General features: G+C 69.0%; 13 protein-coding genes. 10 read left to right on the top strand and 3 right to left on the bottom strand.

Annotated features, from left to right (window positions below; genetic code table 11):
• Positions 1–66: 66 nt before the first annotated feature.
• A complete protein-coding gene (locus ASE31_RS14015; RefSeq protein ID WP_057202208.1) occupies positions 67–717 on the bottom strand; it encodes a DedA family protein in 651 nt (216 codons plus the stop codon).
• A gap of 96 nt (positions 718–813) precedes the next feature.
• On the opposite strand from ASE31_RS14015, the gene mutL reads away from it, so the two are divergent.
• Both mutL and ASE31_RS14005 read left to right on the top strand, forming a co-directional pair.
• Positions 814–2,817, top strand: coding sequence for a DNA mismatch repair endonuclease MutL (gene mutL, locus ASE31_RS14010; RefSeq protein ID WP_057202207.1), 2,004 nt, complete (start codon positions 814–816; stop codon positions 2,815–2,817).
• A gap of 65 nt (positions 2,818–2,882) precedes the next feature.
• Positions 2,883–3,563 (top strand): hypothetical protein, encoded by a 681-nt coding sequence (locus tag ASE31_RS14005; RefSeq protein ID WP_057202206.1) that lies wholly within the window; start codon positions 2,883–2,885, stop codon positions 3,561–3,563.
• Between the two features lie 60 nt (positions 3,564–3,623).
• Here ASE31_RS14005 and ASE31_RS14000 read toward each other — a convergent pair whose 3' ends face one another.
• Positions 3,624–4,793 (bottom strand): glycerophosphodiester phosphodiesterase, encoded by a 1,170-nt coding sequence (locus ASE31_RS14000; protein WP_057202205.1) that lies wholly within the window; start codon positions 4,791–4,793, stop codon positions 3,624–3,626.
• 253 nt (positions 4,794–5,046) lie between these two features.
• Between ASE31_RS14000 and gdhA the strand changes: the two genes are divergently transcribed.
• Positions 5,047–6,390 (top strand): NADP-specific glutamate dehydrogenase, encoded by a 1,344-nt coding sequence (gene gdhA / locus ASE31_RS13995; RefSeq protein WP_057202204.1) that lies wholly within the window; start codon positions 5,047–5,049, stop codon positions 6,388–6,390.
• Positions 6,391–6,529: 139 nt separating this feature from the next.
• A complete protein-coding gene (locus ASE31_RS13990; protein ID WP_057202203.1) occupies positions 6,530–7,441 on the top strand; it encodes an alpha/beta hydrolase in 912 nt (303 codons plus the stop codon).
• On the opposite strand, the gene ASE31_RS13985 is transcribed toward ASE31_RS13990, so the two are convergent.
• The gene (locus tag ASE31_RS13985) at positions 7,401–8,789 is read right to left on the bottom strand and encodes a serine hydrolase (protein ID WP_157412464.1); all 1,389 of its coding nucleotides are present in this window, start codon (positions 8,787–8,789) and stop codon (positions 7,401–7,403) included. The genes ASE31_RS13990 and ASE31_RS13985 overlap by 41 nt on opposite strands.
• A 148-nt stretch (positions 8,790–8,937) precedes the next feature.
• Here ASE31_RS13985 and ASE31_RS13980 point away from each other — a divergent pair, with 148 nt between their 5' ends.
• Genes ASE31_RS13980 through ASE31_RS13955 form a run of 6 tightly spaced genes read left to right on the top strand, consistent with a single transcriptional unit; the run spans position 8,938 to position 16,657 of the window.
• Complete coding sequence (locus tag ASE31_RS13980; RefSeq protein WP_057202202.1) at positions 8,938–10,179, top strand: multidrug effflux MFS transporter; 1,242 nt, start codon at positions 8,938–8,940, stop codon at positions 10,177–10,179.
• On the top strand, positions 10,166–11,137 hold the full coding sequence (gene miaA / locus ASE31_RS13975) for a tRNA (adenosine(37)-N6)-dimethylallyltransferase MiaA (protein ID WP_057202201.1): 972 nt from the start codon (positions 10,166–10,168) through the stop codon (positions 11,135–11,137). The genes ASE31_RS13980 and miaA overlap by 14 nt, the downstream gene beginning before the upstream one ends.
• Positions 11,134–11,790 carry an ABC transporter ATP-binding protein gene (locus tag ASE31_RS13970; protein ID WP_057202200.1) on the top strand — a complete coding sequence of 219 codons (657 nt, stop codon included), beginning with the start codon at positions 11,134–11,136 and terminating at the stop codon, positions 11,788–11,790. The genes miaA and ASE31_RS13970 overlap by 4 nt, the downstream gene beginning before the upstream one ends.
• Before the next feature lie 20 nt (positions 11,791–11,810).
• A complete protein-coding gene (locus tag ASE31_RS13965) occupies positions 11,811–14,402 on the top strand; it encodes an FtsX-like permease family protein (RefSeq protein ID WP_057202199.1) in 2,592 nt (863 codons plus the stop codon).
• A 40-nt stretch (positions 14,403–14,442) separates the two neighbouring features.
• Entirely contained in the window at positions 14,443–15,522 is a 1,080-nt protein-coding gene (locus ASE31_RS13960) for a PLP-dependent cysteine synthase family protein (protein WP_057202198.1), read from the top strand.
• A gap of 10 nt (positions 15,523–15,532) precedes the next feature.
• Positions 15,533–16,657 carry a lipocalin-like domain-containing protein gene (locus ASE31_RS13955; RefSeq protein ID WP_082604142.1) on the top strand — a complete coding sequence of 375 codons (1,125 nt, stop codon included), beginning with the start codon at positions 15,533–15,535 and terminating at the stop codon, positions 16,655–16,657.
• The last annotated feature ends 31 nt before the right edge of the window (positions 16,658–16,688 follow it).

Genomic DNA, 16,688 nt, shown 5'->3' with positions numbered 1-16,688 from the left:
GCCCCGACCATGCAAAAAGCGCCGCCATCTCGCGATGGGCGGCGCTTTGCGCATGGGGGCAATGGATCAGGCCATAGCCTTGGCCTTGCGCCCGGCCCGCCAGGCACCAAAAATCGCGATCAGCCCGGGAATGAAGATCATGGCCCAGATGATCTTGTCCAGGTTCTCCTTGACCCAGGCGAAGTTGCCGAAGAAGTAGCCTGCCGTGGCGATGCCCAGCACCCACAGCAGCGCGCCGCCCACGTTGAACGCCGTGAACTTGCTGCGCGACATTTCGGCCACGCCGGCCACGAAGGGCGCGAAGGTGCGGATGAAGGGCATGAAGCGCGCGATCACGATGGTGACGCCGCCATAGCGCTCGTAGAACTCATGGGCCTGGTTGAACGCCCGGCGGTTGAACAAGCGCGAGTCCTCCCACTGGAAGACCTTGGGCCCGAAATAGCGGCCTATGGAGTAGTTGCACTGGTCCCCGAGGATGGCGGCCACGATCAGCACCGCACAGGCCAGCGGAAAGTTCATGAGCCCCGCACCGCACAGCGCGCCCACGATGAACAGCAGCGAGTCGCCGGGCAGGAAGGGCATGACCACGACACCCGTCTCGACGAAGACGATGATGAACAGCAGCGCATAGACCCAGGGCCCGTAGTTCTGCACGAACATCTCGAGGTACTTGTCCACGTGCAGGATGAAGTCGATCAGGAAGGTGATGAGTTCCATGGGGTCCGGGGCTGTTGAGGGCAGCGCGCATTATCCCCACCGGCATCCAGCCCCTGCCGGCAAGTCCCCACGGCAACCGGACCTAAAATCCGCAGGGTGACCTCCAACGCCCTTCCCTCCCCCGCAGCCGAACCCTCCGCCCGCCGTCCCATCCGCGACCTGCCCGACGAGCTGATCAGCCAGATCGCGGCCGGCGAGGTGGTCGAGCGCCCCGCTTCCGTCGTGCGCGAGCTGGTGGACAACGCGCTGGACGCGGGTGCCACGCAGGTCACCGTACGGCTGTCGGCCGGTGGCGTGCGCCTGATCACGGTGGAGGACGATGGCGGCGGCATTCCGCAGGACGAGCTGCCGGTGGCCCTGCGCCGCCACGCCACGAGCAAGATCACCAACCTCACGGACCTGGAGACCGTGGCCACCATGGGCTTTCGCGGCGAGGCCTTGGCCGCCGTGGCCTCGGTGTCCGAGATGTCGCTGCTGTCGCGCCCGGCCAGCCAGGCCACGGCCTTTCTGCTCGATGCGCGCAGCGGCGAGCTGCGCCCTGCGGCACGCGCCACCGGCACCACGGTGGAGGTCAAGGAATTGTTCTTTTCCACCCCCGCGCGGCGCAAGTTCCTCAAGACCGACTCCACGGAGCTTGCGCACTGCATTGAATCCGTGCGCCGCCATGCACTGGCCCGGCCCGACGTGGGCTTTGCCATCTGGCACGAGGGCAAGCTGGTCGAGCAGTGGCGCGCCACCTTCGTGCCCGGCCAGGGCAGCGATGCGCAGGATGCGCTGGCAAGGCGCCTGTCCGATGTGCTGGGCGAAGACTTCGTGACCCAATCGGTGGCCGTGCAGCACCGCTCGGGCGCGGTTACCGTGACCGGCCGCGCCGGCCTGCCCGACGCGGCACGCTCGCGCGCAGACCACCAGTATTGCTATGTGAACGGCCGCTTCGTGCGCGACAAGGTGCTTACGCACGCGGCACGCAGCGCTTACGAGGATGTGCTGCACGGCCACAAGCAGCCGGTGTATGCGCTGTACGTGGAGATCGACCCGGCCCGCGTGGACGTGAACGTGCACCCCACCAAGATCGAGGTGCGCTTTCGCGACAGCCGCGAGGTGCACCAGGCCGTTCGCCACGCGGTGGAGAATGCACTGGCCGCGCCCCGTGCCGCAGCCCTGGCCGCTGCCGCCCTGGCCGCAGAAGCGGCCCCTGCGGCCACAGAACCAGCCCCCTTCACCCTGGCCAAGTCGCCGCTGCCCGACTGGCGCGCCCAGTCGGCCATGCGCTTCGAGGAGCCCGTGGGCCACCGCGTGACAGACCTGCAGGCGTTGTGGGGCACGCCGGCAACCGCCACCCCGGTCCCGTCCACCGGCTTCGCCAGTGCAGCACTGCAGGCCGATGCGCCGGTCGCCGAGCGCACGGCATTCCCTGCCAGCAGCCTTGCAGCGGCAGCACCTGCGACACCGCTGCCCCAGCGCTCGGCGGGCGATACCCCCCTGCCCGTGGGCCGCGATGGCCAGGAATCCGCCTGGCCCCTGGGCCGGGCCGTGGCGCAGTTGCATGGTGTCTACATCCTGGCAGAGAACGCGCAGGGCATGGTCATCGTGGACATGCATGCCGCGCACGAGCGCATCGTCTATGAGCGCCTGAAATCCCAGGTGGACAGCGGTGCGCGCATTGCCAGCCAGCCCCTCTTGATCCCCGCCACCTTCGCTGCCACGCCCGAAGAGGTGGCCACGGCCGAGGCCAGCGTGGACGTGCTGGCCATGCTGGGGCTGGAGGTCGTGCCCTTCTCGCCCAAGACGCTGGCCGTGCGCGCCGTGCCCACCACGCTGGCCCAGGGCGACGCAGTGGAGCTGGCGCGCAGCGTGCTGGCCGAGCTGGCCGCGCACGACGCCACCACGGTGGTGCAGCGCGCGCGCAATGAGATCCTGGGCACCATGGCCTGCCATGGCGCGGTGCGCGCCAACCGCCGGCTCACCATCGACGAGATGAACGCCCTGCTGCGCCAGATGGAAACCACCGACCGTTCGGACCAGTGCAACCATGGCCGCCCCACCTGGCGCCAGCTGTCCATGCGCGAGCTGGACGCGCTGTTCCTGCGCGGGCGCTAGCCGCCGACTGCATAGCCAAAGGAGCATGCCGCAAGAGCGCGCTCCTCAGCCAACCTACGACCACCATGCGTAACCACCTGACACCCGGGGGCCTTGCCCGCCTTCCCAGCCGAGCCCGCCAATGGGGCACTGCTGCCGCCCTGGCCATCGTGCTGCCGGCAGAGGCCGGACGCCCCCTGAGCGTGGACGATGCGGGCGTTGCAGAACAGGCAGGAGGCCAGTTGGAAGCGTGGTGGGAAGGAGGCCGCGGCACAAAGGGCAGCGCCTACCTCGCCCCAGCCTATTCGCCCTGGCAGGGCGTGGAGCTGGGCGCCGTGCTGGCGCGCGACTTCGAGGGCCACGCCACAGTGCAGGGACTGCAGGCCAAATGGTTGTGGAATGCGTCGCAGGAGCAGGGATGCAACGCCGCCAGCACGGGCGGCCTGCTGCACACCCGCCACGCACCCGGCAACACCCTGGCCCTGGGCCTGGTAGGCACCTGCAATACGGCCTGGGGCGCCCTGCATGCCAACCTGGGTGCCCTGCGGCTACCAGCGCGGCACTGGATTCCCGCCTGGGGCTTTGCGGTGGAGCGCGCCTTGGGCCCCATCACCGTGCACGCCGAGGCTTTTGGCCAGCGCGGCAGCGCCCCCACCTTCCAGACAGGGGCCCGGTGGGAGTGGGCACCGCAGTGGCAAATCGACGGCAGCCTAGGCCGACAGCAGGGCCGCACGCTGCTGAGCATGGGTATCCAGCGCGGTTTCTGAGGGTTCGCCCGCGCAGAAAAAAGCCCGCACGCGGCGGGCTCAGGGCAAAAGCAACACAGCTCAATTGTCGCGCGCGGCCTTGGCCTGGTCGGGGAAGTCGCTGAACAGGCCATCCACACCCAGGTTGAAGAACAGCTTGTACTCGGCCTTGGGGTCGCCCTTGAAGTCCGAGGCGAGCTGCTTGGGTTCGCTGCGGAAGGTGTAGGGGTGCACGAACAGGCCTTCGGCGTGGGCGTTCTTCACCACGTCGGTCGGGGGCAGCATCACGCGGTCGCGGTTGTCGATGATGCCGTCGCCGTTCAGGTCGTCGGCCTTGCCGTCGTTGTTGGCATCCACCTGCTTCGAAGGAATCAGGTACGGCTTCCAGGGGCCGATGCCGTCGGCGTAGGTCTTCACTTCCTTCAGACCGGCCGGGGTCAGCAGGCTGGCGAAGGTGCGGGCATCGCCGGCCACGGCGAAGTCGTAAGGCTTGTCGTAGGGGGCCACCAGCGACATGCTTCCGTCGGCCTTCACGTCGTCCGCGTCGACCAGTTGCACAAGGCGCACCTGGGTCTTGCTGCGCAGGTACTTGAGGTTCGCGACCTCGAACGACTGGATGATCACCGGCGAGTTCTTGGCCGTGTAGCCGTTCTTGGCCAGGATGGACAGCAGGCGGTCTTCGAGCGCCAGGTTCAGGCCCACGTGGTAGGTAGGGTGCTTGGTCTCGGTGTACACGCCCACCGTGCGGTTGGCCTTGGCGCCTTCGGTCTTGGCCAGTTCCAGGATTTCCTCGTAGGTGGGGATCAGGAACTTGCCGTTGTTGGACTGGTCGCGGTCGGCCATGGGCTGCACGGCACGCAGGGTCTTGATCTCGGCCAGGGTGAAGTCGCTGGCGAACCAGCCTTCTTCCTTCACACCGTCCACGGTCTTCTGGGTCTTGCGGCTGGCGAACTCGGGGCGCTGCGAGACGTCGGTGGTGGCCGTGATGTTGGGCTCATGGCGCGCGATCAGCACACCGTCCTTGGTGGCCACGAGGTCGGGCTCGATGAAGTCGGCGCCCAGTTCGATGCCGCGGCGGTAGCTTTCCAGCGTGTGCTCGGGCAGGTAGCCGCTGGCACCGCGGTGGCCAATGACCAGGGGCGTGGCGCCATTGAGCGTGGGGTATTTGGAATCGTTGTCGCCACCGCAGGCCGTGAGTGCCACGGCGGCCAAAAGGGCCAATGAACCGGCTTTCGCACCAGTAATGTGCATCGTCTTCTCCTCGTGTTGTGGATTGGAATCGCCGAACTGTGGGGCCGGCTTGTGACAAGACCGTGACGCCCCATTACAGGGCATTTCAGCCATCAGAGCCAGGGCTTGCGCACCACATTGAAGCAATACAGCCGTCATAATCCCCACAATTGTGCATTTGCACACATGAGTTCATGACTTTTTGACATAACCCGCGGGTCTGGCCATTTCCGCCGGGCCTTTTCCTCCTCCCTGAAGAAAGCCTTTCTCTGATATGAAGTACGAGTCCGCTGGCAGTTTCCTTGCGCAAGTGGCGCAGCGCAACCCCCATCAACCCGAGTTTTTGCAGGCTGTCACAGAAGTCATGGAGAGCCTGTGGCCCTTCATCGCCCAGCACCCGCGCTATGCCGAGCATGGCCTGCTGGAGCGCCTGGTGGAGCCCGAGCGCGTGGTGATGTTCCGCGTCTCCTGGGTGGACGACCATGGCACGGTGCAGGTCAACCGCGGCTACCGTATCCAGCACAGCATGGCGATCGGCCCCTACAAGGGCGGTTTGCGCTTCCACCCCTCGGTGAACCTGTCGGTGCTCAAATTCCTGGCGTTCGAGCAAACCTTCAAGAACGCGCTGACCACCTTGCCCATGGGCGGCGGCAAGGGGGGCTCGGATTTCGACCCCAAGGGCAAGAGCCCCGGGGAGGTGATGCGTTTTTGCCAGGCCTTCGTCTCGGAGCTGTTCCGCCATGTGGGTGCGGACACCGACGTTCCGGCCGGCGACATCGGCGTGGGCGGGCGCGAGGTGGGCTTCATGGCCGGCATGATGAAGAAGCTCAGCAACCGGTCCGACTGCGTGTTCACGGGCAAGGGCCTGTCGTTCGGTGGCTCGCTGGTGCGCCCTGAGGCCACGGGTTACGGCACGGTGTACTTCGCGGCAGAGATGCTCAAGCAGAAGGGCCGCAGCTTCGACGGCCTGCGCGTGTCGGTCTCCGGCTCGGGCAATGTGGCGCAGTACGCGGTGGAAAAAGCCCTGGAGCTGGGCGCCAAGGTGGTCACGGTGTCGGACTCCAGCGGCACCATCGTCGATGAGGAAGGCTTCACCACCGAGAAGCTGGCCATTCTGATGGACGTGAAAAACCACCACTACGGGCGCGTGGCCGACTATGCGGCCCGCACCGGCGCGAAGTTCGAGGCCGGCGTGCGCCCCTGGCATGTGCCGGTGGACGTGGCCCTGCCCTGCGCCACGCAGAACGAACTCGATGCCGACGACGCGGCCGTGCTGATCAGGAACGGCGTCATCTGCGTGGCCGAAGGCGCCAACATGCCATCGACCATCGAGGCCGCCAAGGCCTTCGAGGCGGCGGGCGTGCTCTACGCACCCGGCAAGGCCAGTAACGCGGGTGGCGTGGCCACTTCGGGACTGGAGATGAGCCAGAACGCGGCCCGCCTGTCCTGGCCACGCGAAGAGGTGGACGCGCGCCTGCTGCAGATCATGCAGGGCATCCATGCCGCCTGCCTGCGCTACGGCAAGCGCGCCGACGGCAGCGTGAGCTATGTGGACGGGGCCAATGTGGCAGGCTTCGTGAAGGTGGCCGACGCGATGCTGGCGCAAGGCGTGGTGTAGCCATCAACGGCATCCAAAATCCCGCCAAAAGCGGGAAATAGGTAACAAAAGGGAGGCAATGCCTCCCTTTTTCGTAACAGGCACGATGCATGCAATGGAAATCAGAACTTTCCTACATGCACGCGAGTCAGTTCCTGCAATGAAACGCACCGCCCTCCTGCTCTCACTGGTCCTGGCCCTGGCGGTCAGTGCTGGTTGCTCGACCCTCGATGCCAAGCAGCGCGAGTGGATCTTCCAGCCCAGCAACCGCAGCTGGGGCGGCACGGGGGTGACCGAAGGCATGCAGGACGTGTGGATCGACTTCGCATCGCGAGCGACGGACAAGGCGGAGCGCCTGCACGGGCTGTGGATGCCCTCGGACCGTGCAGACGCACCGGTGCTGCTGTACCTGCATGGTGCACGCTGGAACGTGGCAGGCTCATCGCCGCGCATCCGGCGCATGCACGCACTGGGCTTTTCGGTGCTGGCCATCGACTACCGGGGGTTTGGCCAGAGCAGCGCCGGCCTGCCTTCGGAGGCCATGGCCGCCGAGGACGCGCACGCTGCCTGGGACTGGCTGGGCCAGCGCCACCCCCAGGCGGCGCGTTACATCTTCGGTCACTCGCTGGGCGGGGCCATCGCCATCGACCTGGCCCGCCAGGTCAAGGACGAAAAAGGCGTCATGGTCGAGGGGACCTTCACCAGCATCCCCGAGGTGCTCAGCACCTTCAAATGGGGCTGGTTGCCGGTGTCGGCATTGATCACGCAGCGCTTCGAATCGGTGCGCAAGGTCTCGGAGATCGGGTCCCCGCTGCTCGTGGTGCATGGCAGCCAGGACAGCCTGATCGCCCCGGCGCTCGGGCGCAAGCTGTACGACGCCGCCCAGGAGCCCAAGCGCTTCGTGCTGGTGGAGGGCGGCTCGCACCACAACACCAACGACGTGGGCATGGAGATGTACCGCGAGGCCTTGGTCTCGCTGTTCCATCTCACGCCGCCCGGCTACGAGGGCGATCCCGCGCCCATCGTGGGCCTCAACGCCGAACGGCCTGCGCCAGCGCCGACCACGCCTTGAGCGTGAGCGCCTGCGTGGCCGCAGCGCTGGCCACCGGGTGCGAGGAGAGCTTGACGACCACCATCTCGGCGGCCGGGTTCACATGGATCATCTGCCCATGGATGCCTGAGGCCTCGTAGGCGCCGTCGGCGTTGTGCAGCACCCACCACTGGTTGCGGTAGCTGTAGCCGGGCCGCGCGGTCTGGATGCCCCGGAACTGGAACTTGGTGCGGTCGCCGCCCTTGGCCGTGTCGTCGATCACGGCCTTGTCGAAGATCTTCTGGCCGTTGAAGCTGCCGCCCAGGCGCAGCATTTCGCCAAAGCGCGCCAGGTCGCGCGCCGTGGCGTTCAGGCCCGCGCCCTGCAGCGGCGTGCCCACACTGTCCACCATCACATGGGCGTCCTCCTCCATGCCCAGCTTTTGCCAGATGTTCTCGCCCATGAGCTCGGCCCAGTGCCGGCCCGTGGCGCGCGAGACGATCCAGCCCAGCACTTCGGAATGCACGGTGCGGTAGACGAAACCTTCGCCATGCTCGCCCTCCTTCTTCAGGGTCTTGAGGAAGTCGTAGATGTTGGTGGCACCCTGGTAGCCCGGTGGGCGCGGCAGCATGCCGGCGGACCAGCTGTAGCCGAAGATCTCGGTGGTCGGGTCGGTGTACACCTCGCGAAAGCGCACGGCCCCGGTCATGTCCATGACCTCGCGCACTTTCATGTCGCCCCAGGCCGAATCGGCCAGCTCAGGCACGTATTTCGTGACCAGCGCTTCGGGGTCGATCTTGCCCTCGTGCGCCAGCTGCGCCGCCATCAGCCCGGTGAAGGACTTGGTGACCGAGAACAGCAGGTGCGGCGTCCAGGGCTTCATCTGGTTGTCGTAGCGCTCGAACACCACCTTGCCTTTGTGCAGCACGACGATGGCATCGGTGTAGGTGCGCGTGAGCCACTGGTCCACGGTGATGGGCTGGCCCTTGTCGTCGTCGAACGAGAACGCGCCCAGCGGGCGCGGGTCGGCCGGCAGGGCCGATGCAGGGGCCGCGCCCCGGCGGATATTGCGCGTGGGCTGCAGCTCGCGCAGGTGCTGCAGGGCCCAGCGCATCTGCGGGTACTTGTAGGAGTTGCTCAGGTCCACACGCTGCGCGCCCTCGGGCGGGAAAGTACCCATGTAGCCCAGCTTGTCGAGCGAGACCGACTCGGGTGCCGGCAGGGTCGGTGCAGCGGGAGCGGCCGCAGGCGAAGCCGGCGCCGCAGCGGGCGCCTGTGCGTGGGCGGCTGCCAAGGCCGCACCCAGCAGCGCAACCAGCGCTGCACGGGCCAGGGTGCTCAGGGGGTTGCGAAATGGGGAGGGGGTCAAGGGGTGATTGCTGCGGTGCATGTGCTTGTCTCCTGTTGTTGTGGTGAGGGCCTGGCGTCCAGTGCCGCGATGCACTGTAGGGCGCGCATGGGCCCGGCAATGTCGTGCAAGCGACGCGAAAGCCCCGTGCGCGGGTTTGTCCCGACCCATCTGGTACGCTCAGACAGATATGTCTGCCCCCTTCGCCACCGCCGGCCATCCGGCCGCGCCCGCTGCCATTTCCCCGGCCCTGGCCATCCTGATCCTGGCACTGCTGCTGAGCATCCAGCCCGTCACCACCGACCTGTACCTGCCGGCGCTGCCAGCCCTCACGCGCAGCCTGGGTGCGCCCGTGTCCGCCGCCCAGCTCACCCTCAGCGGCCTGCTGCTGGCCTTCGGCTCTTCGCAACTGGTCTGGGGCCCGCTGTCGGACCGCTTCGGCCGCCGGCCCATCCTGCTGGTGGGGCTGTCCATCTACACCGTGGCCTCCATCGGCAGCGCGCTGGCGCCCAGCATGTCGCTGCTGATCCTGTGGCGCATCGCCCAGGGGGCGGCCATGGGCTCGGTGGTGATGTGCGCGCGTGCCATCGTGCGCGACCTGTACACCCCGCTGGAGGGTGCACGCGCCATGTCCAAGGCGCTCACCGGCCTGGGCTTCGTGGCCTGCATCTGCGCGCCGCTGGGCGGCCTGCTGGCCGAGTGGCTGGGCTGGCGTGCCTCGCTCTCGGCCCTCACGGTGTATGCCGTGGCCACGCTGGCCCTGGTGGCCCTGCGCCTGCCCGAGACCCTGGTGCACCGCAACCCGCGCGCCCTGCAGCCCCGCACCCTGCTGGCCACCTGGCTGCAGGTGCTGCGCCACCCGACCTTCTGGGCCTTTTCGCTGCAGACCACGGCCACCTATGGCGGGCTGTTCACCTTTCTCGCGTCATCGTCCTTCGTGTTCATCGATGTGCTGGGCCTGTCGCGCACGCAGTACGGCGGGGCCATGGCATCGGCCTGCGTGGCCTATTTTGCGGGCACCTTCCTGTGCCGAGGGCTGCTGGCCCGCTTCGGACTCAAGCGCTCCGTGGCCATTGCGGGCGGCCTGAGCCTGGCAGGCGGCACGCTGATGGGGCTGGTCGCCTTCATGGGCTGGCACCAGCCCTGGGCATTGCTGCTGCCGTTCTACCTGTTCATGCTGGCCCATGGCATCCACCAGCCCTGCGGGCAGAGCGGCGCCGTGGGGCCGTTTCCCCAAGCGGCGGGCGTGGCCTCGGCGCTCAACGGCTTCATGATGATGCTGGCGGCCTTCGCCATCGGCGGCTGGCTGGGCCTGCGCCTGGATGGCACGGTGTGGCCGCTGGTCAACGGCATCTGGTTCTGGTCGGTGGTGCTGGCCGTGATCTCGTGGACGCTGGTGCAGAAATTCGGAGATCCCGGTGAGCGCGCCTGAACACCTTGCGGCCATCGCGCTGGCCGGCCCCACGGCCTCGGGCAAGACCGCTGGTGCCCTGGCGCTGGCAGCCGTGCTGGCGCCGCGCATGCCGGTGGAGATCATCAGCGTGGACTCGGCCCTGGTCTACCGCGGCATGGACATCGGCACCGCCAAGCCCACGGCGGATGAGCTGGCTGCCGTGCCGCACCACCTGATCGACATCCGCGACCCGCTGCAGGCTTACAGCGCGGCCGAGTTCGTGCAGGACGCCACCCGGCTCATCGCCGAGATCCGCGCACGTGGCGCGCTGCCGCTGCTGGTGGGCGGCACCATGCTGTACTTCAAGGCGCTGTTCGATGGCATCGACGACATGCCCGCTGCCGACCCCGCCGTGCGCGAGCGCATCGAAGCCCAGGCCGCCGAACAGGGCTGGCCCGCACTGCACACCGAACTCGCGCGCGTGGACCCGGTCACCGCCGCGCGCCTGGCACCGGCCGACAGCCAGCGCATCCAGCGCGCGCTGGAGGTATGGCATGTCTCGGGCCGCCCGCTGTCGAGCTTTCACTCGGCCAAGGACCGCGCCCCCAGCCAGGTGGCGACCGACACCGCCCTGTTCAGCCTGGAGCCCGAGGACCGCGCTTGGCTGCATGCGCGCATCGCCCTGCGCTTCGATGCCATGTTGGCGGCCGGCTTTCTGGACGAGGTGAAGGCCCTGCACACACGCGGCGACCTGCACCCGGACCTGCCCTCCATGCGCTGCGTAGGCTACCGCCAGGCCTGGGAAAGCCTGTACGGCCCCTTCCCCATGGACAGCCTGCGCGAGCGCGGCATTGCCGCCACGCGCCAGCTGGCCAAGCGCCAGATCACCTGGCTGCGCAGCATGCCCGCGCGCCAAGCCATCGCCTGTGATCAGCCCGATGCCACCGCTGCCCTGGTGCGGGCCGTGCTGGCACGGCTGGATGCCGCCGCGCCATGACGGCCACACTGACCGTCAACGGATTGGGCAAGCACTATGGCGAGGCCACGGTATTCGCCGGTGTCGACTTTGCCGTGCAGCCCGGCGAGTTCGTGGCCATCGTGGGCGACTCGGGCGTGGGCAAGTCCACCCTGCTCAACTGCCTGGCGGGCCTGGATACCTGGGACACCGGGCGCATCACGCACGGCAGCACCGACCTGGGCACGCTCGACGACACGGCACGGGCGCTGTGGCGGCGTGCGCACGTGGGCTTCGTGTTCCAGGCCTTCCACGTGCTGCCGCACCTGGATGTGGCGCAGAACGTGGCCTTGCCTTTGATGCTGCTGGGCCAGAACGATGCCGCGCGCGTGCAGCACATGCTGGCGGCGGTGGGCCTGGCCGAGCTGGGCGCACGCCTGCCGCAGCAGCTCAGCGGCGGCCAGCTGCAGCGCGTGGCGATTGCCCGCGCCCTGGTGCACCGCCCCGCCCTGCTGCTGGCCGACGAGCCCACAGGCAACCTCGACCCCACCACGGCCGCGCTGGTGATGGACCTGCTGCTCGCGCAAACGCGCGAACACGGCGCCTCGCTGGTGCTGGTCACGCATTCGGACGCCGCCGCCGCGCGGGCCGACCGGGTACTGCGGCTGCGCAGCGACGGCATCGGCGCGGGCTGACTGCGCCAGGCCCGCCCGCCATGCTCGCCCTGCTGCGCACCTTCTCCTGGCAGGACCTGCGCCACCACCCCTGGCGCAGCCTGGCAGCCGTGGTCGCCGTCATGCTGGGCGTGGCGCTGGCGTTTGCGGTGCATGTGATCAATGCCTCGGCACTCGATGAGTTCTCGCAGGCGGTGCGCGCCGTCAACGGCCAGCCCGACCTGGAACTGCGCGCGATGCAGGGCAGCCTGGACGAAGCCCTGTACGGTCGCCTGGCCACGCACCCGCAGGTGGCCCGGGCCAGCCCGGTGCTGGAGCTGTCGGCGGTGGCGGCGCCCGCGGGTGCATCAGGCGCCCAAGCCGCGCGCGTACCGCTGCGCGTGCTGGGGGCCGATGCGTTGCTGCTGCCCGCCGTGGCCCCGGCACTCCTGCCGCGCCCCTGGGCCCAGGCAGACCGCTTCGCACTGTTCTCGCCCGCCACGGTGTTCCTCAATGCTTCGGCGCTGCAAGCACTGGGGCTGTCCACCGCACCTGCCGACGCGGGGGCGCCGCTGCCGCAGATCACCCTGCACACGGGCCTGCAGCGCCTGGCGGTGCGTGTGGCAGGCACGGTGGGCGCAGGCGGTGCGCCGCTGGCGGTGATGGATATCGGTGCCGCGCAAGATCTGTTCGGCCGTGCCGGGCAACTGACCCGCATCGACCTGCAGCTGCAGGCGGGCACCGACCGCCAGGCCTTCATGCAGAGCCTGCGCGCCCTGCCCGGCTGGCCCGCGCAGGCCGTACTGGCCGAGCCGGGCGATGCGGCGCAGCGCATCAGCAACCTCTCGCGTGCCTACCGCGTCAACCTCACGGTGCTGGCGCTGGTGGCGTTGTTCACGGGGGCCTTCCTGGTGTTCTCGGTGCTGGCGCTCAGCGTGGCACAGCGCGGGCCGCAGTTCGCGCTGCTGGCCGTGCTGGGTGCCACGCCGCGCCAGCGCCTGGCCCTGGTGCTGGCCGAATCGGCGGCGCTGGGCGTGGTGGGCAGCGTGGCCGGCATCGCGCTGGGCACGGGCCTGGCCGCAGCGGCGCTGCGCCTGCTGGGCGGGGACCTGGGCGGCGGCTATTTCGCGGGCGTGCAGCCGGCGCTGCAGTGGAGCGCACCGGCTGCGGCCATCTATGGCGCACTGGGCCTTGCCGCCGCACTGGCCGGTGGCTGGTGGCCCGCGCGCGCGGCGCAGAGCCTGCCACCCGCGCAGACGCTCAAGGGCCTGGGCAGTGCCACCACCAGGGCCGACCGGGGCACCGTGGGCCTGGCCCTGGTGGCGGCAGGCGTGGCGCTGTCGTTCGCGCCGCCCCTGGGCGGCATTCCGCTGGCAGCCTATGGCGCCATTGCGCTGCTGCTGGTGGGCGGCATCGCCTTGCTGCCGCGCGGCATGGCGGCGCTGCTGGCACGCCTGCAGCCGCTGGCCGCGCAACACACCCTGCCCCTGCTGGCACTGGAGCGCGCGCGCCGCATGCGCGGCAGCGCCGCCATTGCCGTGGGCGGTGTGGTGGCCAGCCTGAGCCTGGCCGTGGCGCTCACGGTGATGGTGTCGAGCTTTCGCGGCTCGGTCGCGCAGTGGCTCGATGGGGTGCTGCCCTCGCCGCTGTACGTGCGCTCGGCGCTGGGCGGCGCAGGCAGCGAGGCCGCCCTGCTGCCCGCTGGCCTTGCCGAAGCCGTGGCGCAGCTGCCGGACATCGAGCGCGTGCAGTCGCTGCGTGCCAGCCCGCTGCAGCTCGACCCCTCGCGCCCTGCGCTCATGCTCATCAGCCGCCCGCTGGGTGCCGACCCGGCGCGCCAGCTGCCACTGGTGGGCACGGCCCTGCCGGTGCCCGCCGGCAGCATCGGCATCTACATCAGCGAAGCCGTGGTGGACCTCTATGGCCTGGCGGCCGGCATGCAGTGGGATGGGCTGTCGCGGGCGTTCAGCACCCGGGTGGACGCACCGCGCTTCTTCGTCGCCGGAGTCTGGCGCGACTATGCACGCCAGTCGGGCGCAGTGGCACTGGACCGGGCCGACTACCTGCTCCTCACGGGCGACGCGCGCACCAGCGACCTGGCCCTGTGGCCACGCGAGGGCGCCGACCTGGCGGCATTGCAGCAGGCCATCCGCGACCTGGCGGCGGCCCGTGGCGCAGGCGAGCTGCCCCTGGAGTTCATGTCCGCCAGCGCGATCCGCGAGCGCTCGCTGCACATCTTCGACCGCAGCTTTGCCGTCACCTACTGGCTGCAGGCCGTGGCCATCGGCATTGGCCTGTTCGGCGTGGCGGCCAGCTTCAGCGCGCAGGTGCTGGCGCGGCGCAAGGAGTTCGGCCTGCTGGCGCACCTGGGCCTGACGCGCCGCCAGATCCTGGCCGTAGTGGCGGCCGAGGGCGCCGCCTGGACGGGCGTGGGCGCCGTGGCCGGGGTGCTGCTGGGCCTGGCGGTATCGGTGGTGCTGGTATACGTGGTGAACCCGCAGAGCTTTCACTGGACCATGGACCTGCGCATCCCGGGCTGGCGCCTGGCGGCGCTGTGCGCGGCCGTGGTCATCTCGGGCACGGTGACCGCCTGGCTGGCCGGGAGGGCCGCTGCGGGGCGCGATGCGGTGATGGCCGTCAAGGAAGACTGGTAAGTCCATGGGCAGGTGGTGGGCACTGCGAGACAATCCCCCCATGACCGTTGCCAAGACCCTCCCGCCCGTGCATGCCAGCGCCTGGCTGCACAACGCCATTGCCCGCATCGAAGCCGACTACCAGCGCAGTGCCGACACGCACCTGATCCCGCTGCGCATGCCCGCCTATGGCGCGCATGGCATCGACCTGTACCTCAAGGACGAATCCACGCACCCCACGGGCAGCTTGAAACACCGGTTGGCGCGCTCGCTGTTCCTGTATGCGCTGTGCAATGGGTGGATCAGCGAGGGCTCGACTGTGGTCGAGTCGTCGAGCGGCTCCACCGCAGTGAGCGAGGCCTATTTCGCGCGCCTGCTGGGCCTGGCCTTCGTGGCCGTGATGCCGCGCACCACTTCGCCCGAGAAGATCGCGCAGATCGAGTTCCACGGTGGCCGCTGCCACCTGGTGGAGAGCCCCGGCCAGGTCTACGAAGAAGCCCGCGCCATCGCCGAGCAGGCGGGCGGCCACTACATGGACCAGTTCACGTACGCCGAGCGCGCCACCGACTGGCGCGGCAACAACAACATCGCCGAGAGCATGTTCACCCAGATGGCGCGAGAGCCCCACCCCGTGCCGCGCTGGATCGTGGTGGGTGCGGGCACGGGCGGCACCAGCGCCACCATCGGCCGCTACCTGCGCTACCAGCAGCACGCCACCGAGGTCTGCGTGGCTGACCCTGCGGGCTCGGTGTTCAGCGCCTACCACCGCACGGGCGACGCCACGCTGACCGCGCCCGGTTCGCGCATCGAGGGCATCGGCCGCCCGCGTGTGGAGCCAAGCTTCATCCGCACCCTGGTGGACCGCATGCAGGAGGTGCCTGACGTGGAATCGGTGGCCGCCATGCAGGCCCTCTCGCAATTGCTCGGGCGGCGCGTGGGGCCTTCCACCGGCACCAACTTCGTGGCCATGCTCACCCTGGCGCGCGAGATGCGCGAGCGCGGCGAGCAGGGTTCCATTCTTTCGCTGCTGTGTGATGCGGGCGAGCGCTACCTGCCCACGTACTTCAACCCCGAGTGGGTGGCCCGGAGTTTCGGCGACTGCACCGAGGCACAGCGCAAAGTACAGGCGCTGATGGACTGAGGCAGGCCGCATGCCGCCGTACCCAATGCTCTTTGGCGTACCTCCCGCACCCTCACGCCGCAAGGCACTCGTGTTGGGCCTGGCCGGTGCCCTGGGTAGCGCGTGGAGCGGCCACGCCCAGGCATTGCCTGCCCGCACCCTGGCCTTCCCCCGCGACCACGGCAGCCACTCCGAGCAGCGTACCGAATGGTGGTACATCACCGGCCATGCGCAGGCGGGCGGCCGCGAATGGGGCTTCCAGGTCACGTTCTTCCGCTCGCGCGTAGACGTGGCGCAGGGCATCCGGTCGACCTTTGCCGCGAAGCAACTGCTGTTCGCGCATGCCGCCCTTACCGATCTGAAGGGCCAGCGCCTGCACCACGACCAGCGCATCGCCCGCGCAGGCTTCGGCGTGGCCCAGGCGAGTGAATCCGACACAGCCATCCGACTGCAGGACTGGAGCCTGGTGCGCAGCGACCTGCCGGGGGGCGGGGGCGGCCGCTATACCGCGCGCATCCAGGGCGAGCACTTCGGCCTGCAGTTGCAATTCGACGCCACCCAGCCCGTGCTGCTGCAGGGCCGCGAGGGCCTCTCGCGCAAGGGCCCCGAGAGCACCCAGGCCAGCTACTACTACAGCCAGCCGCAGCTGGCGGTGGGCGGCGCCATCGTGCTCGATGGCAAGCGCATGGCCATAGCCCCAGGCAGTGGCCGCGCCTGGATGGACCATGAGTGGAGCGAGGCGCTGCTGCACCCCGAGGCGCAGGGGTGGGACTGGATCGGGATGAACCTACTGGATGGCAGTGCGCTCACGGCGTTCCGGTTGCGGCGTGCGGATGGGTCTGCGCTGTGGGCCGGTGGGTCGTTCCGCGCCCCTGGGCAGGCGGCCCGCGTGTTCGATGCGGCCGAGGTGGTGTTCACGCCCGAGCGGTGGTGGACGAGTCCTGTGAGCGGGGCGCGCTATCCGGTGCAGTGGCGGGTGCAGACGCCTGTGGGGGTGTTTCTGGTGAGGAGTCTGCTGGACGACCAGGAGCTCGATAGCAGTGCATCTACGGGGGCTATCTACTGGGAAGGATTGTCGGAGTTGGTGCGGGAGGGGACGGTGGTGGGGAAGGGGTATCTGGAGATGACGGGGTATGCGAACACGTTGAAGTTGTAGTCGGTGCTTGGTGCTTGCAGCGTGCCTTTGT

Source organism: Acidovorax sp. Root217 (genome assembly GCF_001428645.1).
Lineage (GTDB): Bacteria > Pseudomonadota > Gammaproteobacteria > Burkholderiales > Burkholderiaceae_C > Acidovorax.
This window is presented reverse-complemented; position numbering and strand designations above follow the sequence as displayed.